At 70.9% G+C, this 6,467-nt stretch carries 6 protein-coding genes and 1 pseudogene; 2 read left to right on the top strand and 5 right to left on the bottom strand.

The window, feature by feature from the left end; translation table 11 throughout:
• The 3 genes from HUW36_RS22890 to HUW36_RS22880 form a co-directional block, all read right to left on the bottom strand.
• Window positions 1-912, bottom strand: a 912-nt coding sequence (locus tag HUW36_RS22890; protein WP_174530057.1) for a geranylgeranyl reductase family protein, incomplete at its 3' end; no start/stop codon positions are given.
• 91 nt (window positions 913-1,003) lie between these two features.
• Window positions 1,004-1,843, bottom strand: a complete 840-nt coding sequence (locus tag HUW36_RS22885; RefSeq protein ID WP_174530056.1) for a hypothetical protein — start codon at window positions 1,841-1,843, stop codon at window positions 1,004-1,006.
• Between the two features lie 40 nt (window positions 1,844-1,883).
• Window positions 1,884-3,725 (bottom strand): phosphoenolpyruvate carboxykinase (GTP), encoded by a 1,842-nt coding sequence (locus HUW36_RS22880; protein ID WP_174530055.1) that lies wholly within the window; start codon window positions 3,723-3,725, stop codon window positions 1,884-1,886.
• Window positions 3,726-4,215: 490 nt separating this feature from the next.
• On the opposite strand from HUW36_RS22880, the gene HUW36_RS22875 reads away from it, so the two are divergent.
• Both HUW36_RS22875 and HUW36_RS22870 read left to right on the top strand, forming a co-directional pair.
• On the top strand, window positions 4,216-4,752 hold the full coding sequence (locus HUW36_RS22875) for a GtrA family protein (RefSeq protein ID WP_091584198.1): 537 nt from the start codon (window positions 4,216-4,218) through the stop codon (window positions 4,750-4,752).
• A 63-nt stretch (window positions 4,753-4,815) separates the two neighbouring features.
• Entirely contained in the window at window positions 4,816-5,517 is a 702-nt protein-coding gene (locus HUW36_RS22870; protein WP_174530054.1) for a GtrA family protein, read from the top strand.
• 50 nt (window positions 5,518-5,567) lie between these two features.
• On the opposite strand, the gene HUW36_RS22865 is transcribed toward HUW36_RS22870, so the two are convergent.
• Together HUW36_RS22865 and HUW36_RS22860 are read right to left on the bottom strand one after the other, a co-directional pair.
• Window positions 5,568-6,137: a PH domain-containing protein gene (locus HUW36_RS22865; protein WP_174530053.1), complete on the bottom strand. Its 570-nt coding sequence runs from the start codon at window positions 6,135-6,137 to the stop codon at window positions 5,568-5,570.
• Window positions 6,138-6,279: 142 nt separating this feature from the next.
• Window positions 6,280-6,467 (bottom strand): annotated as a pseudogene (locus HUW36_RS22860) (biotin--[acetyl-CoA-carboxylase] ligase); the annotation flags it as partial.

Genomic DNA, 6,467 nt, shown 5'->3' with positions numbered 1-6,467 from the left:
CAACGCGCCGGAGCGCAGCGCGTAGAAGATGCCCTCACCGGTGAACGGGTTGATCAACGACAGCGCGTCGCCGGCCAGCAGCACCCGGCCCCGGCCGGGCGCCGGCCGGTGGGTGGAGAGCGGCAGGTGGTGCGCCCGCAGGTCGGTCACCGTCGCCGGGTCGGTGCCGGGCAGCAGTGCGCCCATCCGGTCCAGCAGGTGCGCGCGGGTCAGCGGCTCACCGCGCAGCACCTCCCCGTACCCGACGTTCGCGCGCCCGTCCCCGATCGGAAAGGCCCAGGCGTACGCGGGCCAGCGCGCCGCCGACGTGACGATGAGCTGCTCGGGCGGGCCGGGCGGCGCGGGCGCGTAGCCCCGGATGGCGAGCGCGAGGTGTCGGTCCGGGTTGACCGGGTGCCCGAGCGCCCGGCGCAGCACCGAGCCCGCGCCGTCCGCCCCGACCACCGCCCGTCCGGCGACGTCCCCGTCGAGCACCACCCGGTCGGCGGACACCTCCACCGCGCGGACGGTGTGTCGCCGCAGCTCCACCCCGGCCCCGACCGCCGCCTCGACCAGGCGCGCGTCGAACACCTTCCGCGGCACCGTGTACGCGGGCCGGGGCAGCGTGCGGGCCACCGTGCCGCCACCGGGCGCGACCAGGCGCAGCGCGGGCAGCGGCGAATATCCGTCGACGGCGCCGGTCACGCCCAGCTCGGCGAGCACGTCCAGCGCGTGCGCGGCGATGCCGTCTCCGCACGCCTTGTCACGCGGGAAGTCGTACCTGTCGAGCAGCAGCACCCGGGCCGCGCCCGCCCGTCGTGCCGCGAGTGCCGCCGCCGCGCCGGCCGGCCCCGCCCCCACCACCACGACGTCCCACACCCTGCCCACCACCCCCACATCCTCCCCCGCGCCACCCCCGTTTTGGTCGATCATGAGGTTGGCGGCATGTTCGATCTCCCCGACCGCCGCCAACCTCATGATCGACGCGCCCCCCGCCGGACGCGGGCGGGTGGGGGTGGGTGGGTCAGGGGGTGGTGCGGTGGAGGGAGTAGAGGGTGAGGGCGGCGGCGGTCAGCAGGGGGGCGCCGTCGCGGACCAGGCCGTCGACGCCGAGCAGCCACCAGCAGAGCGGCAGGTCGAGCGCGAGCACGCCGAGCGTGACGACGACCAGCGCCCGCCGCGCCCAGTCCCGGCCGCGCAGCAGGAACGCGGTGCAGAACAGCACCGCGTAGCTGACCGCGACACCGGCGCCGAACCAGAGGAACAGTGCGGGCACGGCGGCGATCCGCCCGTCCAGCACGGACCCGGTCGCCACCAGCGCCGGCACCAGCATCAGCGGGCTGTAGGTGAACGCGGCGACCCGGGCGGTGAGCAGCCAGCCGTTCGCCTGCGGGCGCTTCGGCGCCACCTCCCGCCAGGCGATGGTGCCGCCCTCGACGACCAGGCCCTTACGGTGCCGGACCAGGTGGGCGCGGACCGCGTCGGAACGGTAGAGCAGCACCACCACGGCGACGCAGAGCGCGGTGAGCGCGGCGAACCCGACCAGGCCGGGCAGCGCGGGCACCCCGGCCCGGGGTACGACCAACCGGCCCACCGCGAAGATCGTGGTCACCGCGAGGATCAACCCGAACGGCCGGGCGCTCACCCGGCCCTTCCTGACCTGCCCGATCAGCAGCACGAAGCCGAGCGAACGGAGCATCGCCCAACCCGTGCGTACCGCGAGGCCGAACTCCTGCTCCGGGGCGTACCAGTAGTTGAGCAGCTCGACCACGACGGTGGCCGCCGCGGTCACGGCGAGCAGCGTGGTCAGCGCCCGGACGGCGGACGGCCGCCGGACCTCGACAGGTTCGGCGGCCGTCCTCATGGCATCCGATGTTGCCCGCCGCGGGCAACCGGCACACCTGTTACTTCTGCGGCTCCGCGTCGAGCCGGGCGCGCAGCGCGTCCAGCTCGGCCCAGAGGACGCCGGGGAGCTTGTCGCCGAACTTCTCGAACCACTCGGTGACCAGCGGCAGCTCGTTGCGCCACTCCTCCGGGTCGACCTTGAGCGCGATCCGGACGTCCTCCGGGGTCATGTCCAGGCCCTCGACGTCCAGCGCGTCCTGCGCCGGGACCATGCCGATCGGGGTCTCCACCGCGTCGGCCCGGCCCTCCAGGCGCTCGATGACCCACTTGAGCACCCGGGAGTTCTCGCCGAAGCCCGGCCAGAGGAAGCTGCCCTCGGCGTCCTTGCGGAACCAGTTGACGTAGTAGATCTTCGGCAGCTTGGCCTCGTCGCCGTCGGCGCCCTTGCCCATCTCGATCCAGTGCCGGAAGTAGTCACCGGCGTGGTAACCGATGAACGGCAGCATGGCCATCGGGTCGCGACGCACCACGCCGACCGCGCCGGACGCGGCGGCGGTGGTCTCCGAGGAGAGCGTGGCGCCCATGTAGACGCCGTGCACCCAGTCCCGCGCCTCGGTCACCAGCGGGACGGTGTCCCGCCGCCGGCCGCCGAACAGGATCGCGTCGATCGGCACGCCGTTCGGGTCGTAGTAGTCGTCGGCCAGGATCGGGCACTGGGTGATCGGGGTGCAGAAACGGCTGTTCGCGTGCGAGGAGAGGTTGTCGCTCTCCGGCGTCCAGTCGTTGCCCTTCCAGTCGATCAGGTGGGCCGGCGGCTCACCCATGCCCTCCCACCAGATGTCGCCGTCGTCGGTGAGCGCCACGTTGGTGAAGATGGAGTTGCCGCGGTCCAGCGTCCGCATGGCGTTGGCGTTGGTCTTCCAGTCGGTGCCGGGCGCGACGCCGAACAGGCCGTACTCCGGGTTGACCGCGTAGAGGCGGCCGTCCGGGCCGAAGCGCATCCAGGCGATGTCGTCGCCGATGGTCTCGACCTTCCAGCCCGGGATGGTCGGCTCCAGCATCGCGAGGTTGGTCTTGCCGCAGGCCGACGGGAACGCGCCGGCGATGTGGTAGACCTTGCCCTCGGGCGAGGTGATCTTGAGGATGAGCATGTGCTCGGCGAGCCAGCCCTCGTCCCGCCCCATCACGCTGGCGATCCGCAGCGAGTAGCACTTCTTGCCGAGCAGCGAGTTGCCGCCGTAGCCCGAGCCGTAGGACCAGATCTCGCGGGTCTCCGGGAAGTGCGAGATGTACTTGGTCTCGTTGCACGGCCAGGCCACGTCCTGCTGACCCGGGGCCAGCGGGGCGCCGATCGAGTGCAGCGCGTGCACGAAGTCGGCGTCCTCGCCCATCGCCTCCAGGACCGACGACCCCATCCGGGTCATGATCCGCATCGAGGCGACCACGTACGGGCTGTCGGTGATCTCGACACCGAACATCGGGCTCTCGGCCTCGACCGGGCCCATGCAGAACGGGATGACGTACATGGTGCGACCGCGCATGCTGCCGCGGTAGAGGTCCGTCATCGTCCGCTTCATCTCGGCCGGCGCCATCCAGTTGTTGGTGGGGCCGGCGTCCGCCTCGTCGACGGAGCAGATGAAGGTGCGCTCCTCGACCCGGGCGACGTCCGTCGGGTCCGTCCGCGCGTAGAACGAGTTCGGCTTCTTCTCGGGATTCAGCCGGACCAGGGTGCCGTTGTCGACGAGTTCGTCGGTGAGGCGACGCCACTCCTCGTCGGACCCGTCCACCCAGACCACGCGGTCGGGGGTGGTCAGTTCCGCGACCTCACGTACCCAGGAGAGCAGTTTGGGGTGGGACGTCGGGGCCTGATCGATACCCCGAACAGTAGCCGGAGCAACCATGTCACATCTCCTTGTGGTCGACGCTGACCGATCTATGGGATGCACGAGTTCTGGCGGGCGAGGCGCCGCCGTCGTGGAAACCTGGGATTGGGCTCAGCGTAAACCGGGCTGCCTCGCCAGTCAGTGGGACTGGTTGTGAAGAACTGCACAAGGTACGGCCACGCTGCGGCATCGCGATCTGATACCCGCTTTCGCGCGCAGTTTCACGCAAATCCTGCGGTGAACCTTCGCCGGCCCGGTCCGTCACCCGTCCGGCCACGGCGTCCGATCCGCGGATGCACACAGGGATGTCACGAAAGGCGATTCCGTGATGCGCTCCACACATTCGTACTGTCGGTTACGCTCTGCTCACGGACCCCCGAATGGGGCGGCCGTTCCTCGGCCGGGACGACCGGGCGGGAGGGCCAGCGCCCAAGTTGCCCCGGCCGACTCGCCGTTGCGGTCGGCCCCTCCGGAGTGCAACCGGTACTCTCGGCGGGTGGCCGCGACGATGACCGGGGACCAACCGGGTGCCCCGCAGACCCGTCGGGGTCCGATCGGGGCCCTGCTCCACCGTTTCGGCCACCTGATCCACGAGTTGAGCAAGTTCGCCACCGTCGGCGGTTTCGCCTTCCTGGTGGACTTCGCCCTCTTCAACTATCTGGCGAGCGGTCGGGGCATGCCGCCCCTGGCGGCGAAGACGATCTCCACGGTCATCGCCGCGACCATCGCCTTCCTCGGCAACCGGTTCTGGACCTGGCGGCACCGCCAGCGTTCCAACCCCGCCCGCGAGTACGCGCTGTTCTTCTTCTTCAACGGCGTGGGCCTCGGCATCGCGGTGGCCTGCCTGGCGATCAGCCGCTACGGGCTGGGGGCGATCTGGCCAGGGGTGTTCCAGACCCCGCTGGCCGACAACATCGCCAGCTTCATCGTCGGCACCGGCCTGGGCACACTGTTCCGGTTCTGGTCCTACCGACGGTTCGTCTTCGTCGAGGCGGGAACTCCCCCCGTTCCGGCAACGAGCCACGACCGAGAGTCCGGGGCGTGACCCACCGCCCATCCCGACCCGCCGGGCCCAGCCGGCCCTGCCCACTGCCCTAAGGTGTTCCGCATGCCTGGAGTCCGTCTGCTGCCCGAGCGCTGGCAGAAGTTCATCCACGAGGCGCTCAAATTCGGCATCGTCGGCGGCATCAACACCGTCATCAATTACGCGGTGTTCAATGCGTTGGCACTCACGGTCTTTCGTGACGGCCAGCTGAAGGCGACGGTGATCGCGACGATCGTCGCGACCATCACGTCGTATCTGATGAATCGTCACTGGACGTACCGCGATCGACCGAAATCTGCGCTACGGCGCGAATACGCCCTGTTCTTCCTGTTCAACGGTGCCGGCCTGCTCATCGAACTCGGTGTGCTGGCCCTGGCCAAGTACGGGCTGGGCGTCCACGGCCTGCTCGCGCTGAACGTGGCGAAGACGATCGGTGTCCTGCTGGCCACGCTGTTCCGCTTCTGGTCCTACCGCACGTTCGTCTTCCAGCCGGTGCCGAAGCACGCCGACGAGACCTGGCACTCGGTGCCGCGTGACGAATGGGACAACGTCGCCGAGATGGACCCGGTGGCCGAACTGGCCGAGTCCGTCAGCGAGCTGGAGGAGGAGCAACCGCCGCTGGCCGCCGGACGCCGGCCGACGGCCGACTACTCCCCACCCCAGGGGCGTACCGCGCCGGCCGACGCCGGCCTGGGCGGCGCCCTCGGCGCGGACCTGGACGCGGAACTCGCCGCCGAACTCCAACCGCGGCGCGCCCGCCGCTGACCGACCGACCCCGTCGTCCCCGCCTGTCCGGACGGGGGCGACGGCGTTCGTCAGGACGGGTCGCGCAGCGGCTTGCCCTCGGCCATGTCGGCCAGGATCTCGCGCATCTCGCCGTCGCCCAGGCTGTGCTTGTCATGATGGGCCTCGACCAGCTCGTAGAGCTTCGTCTGCACTTTGTCCACGTGCGGCACGTCGGCGAGCACCGACTGCCCCCGCTCGCCGGCCGACTCGATGGTGAGCGTGCCGCAGCCGAGCATCCGCTCGACGAACCTCTGGTGCATGGCGTGGTCGTTGATCCGGGTCAGCGGCAGGTCCCGCCGGTTGCGCGAGAACACCCCCTCCTGGAGCAGCACCCGCTCGTTCGTGAAGAGGTAGTGCGTGGTGCGCCAGACCAGGAACGGCCAGAGCCCCAACCACAACGCCAGCACCAGGCCGAGCCCGGCGATGGCGTAGAGCGCGACGGTGCCGCCGTCGCCGTCGGGCAGCAGGACCCAGCCGGCGATCACCGCCGCGACGGTGAGCACCAGCACCAGGATCGGCCGGATCAGGGCCTTCCAGTGCGGGTGCAGGTGCAGCACGACGTGCTCGTCCTCGGTGAGCACGTCTTCGGGGAACGCCACTTCGAACCTCCTCGCAGAACCGGACGCGCTGACCGTAACCGGTCGGCGCACCACGGCGGCATCGGCCGCGCGGGCGGCTGCACCGTCGTTGTTAAGAGGGGGCCCTTCCTCTACCGGAGGCGTTAATAGGGGGCCCTTCCTTTCACCTCAGGTGGAGGACGTCCCCGGCCGCCAGGCGCAGCGTCTCGCCGGCCGCGTCGACCAGGAGCTGCCCGTCCGGGTCCACGCCGGTCGCGGTGCCGCGCACCTCGCGCCCGTCCGGCAGCAGGACCCGCACCGGGCGGCCCACCGTGGCGCACCCGCGCAGGTACGCCTCGCGCAGCCCGCTGG

The organism is Micromonospora maritima, from assembly GCF_902825405.1.
Taxonomy (GTDB): domain Bacteria; phylum Actinomycetota; class Actinomycetes; order Mycobacteriales; family Micromonosporaceae; genus Micromonospora; species Micromonospora maritima.
This window is presented reverse-complemented; position numbering and strand designations above follow the sequence as displayed.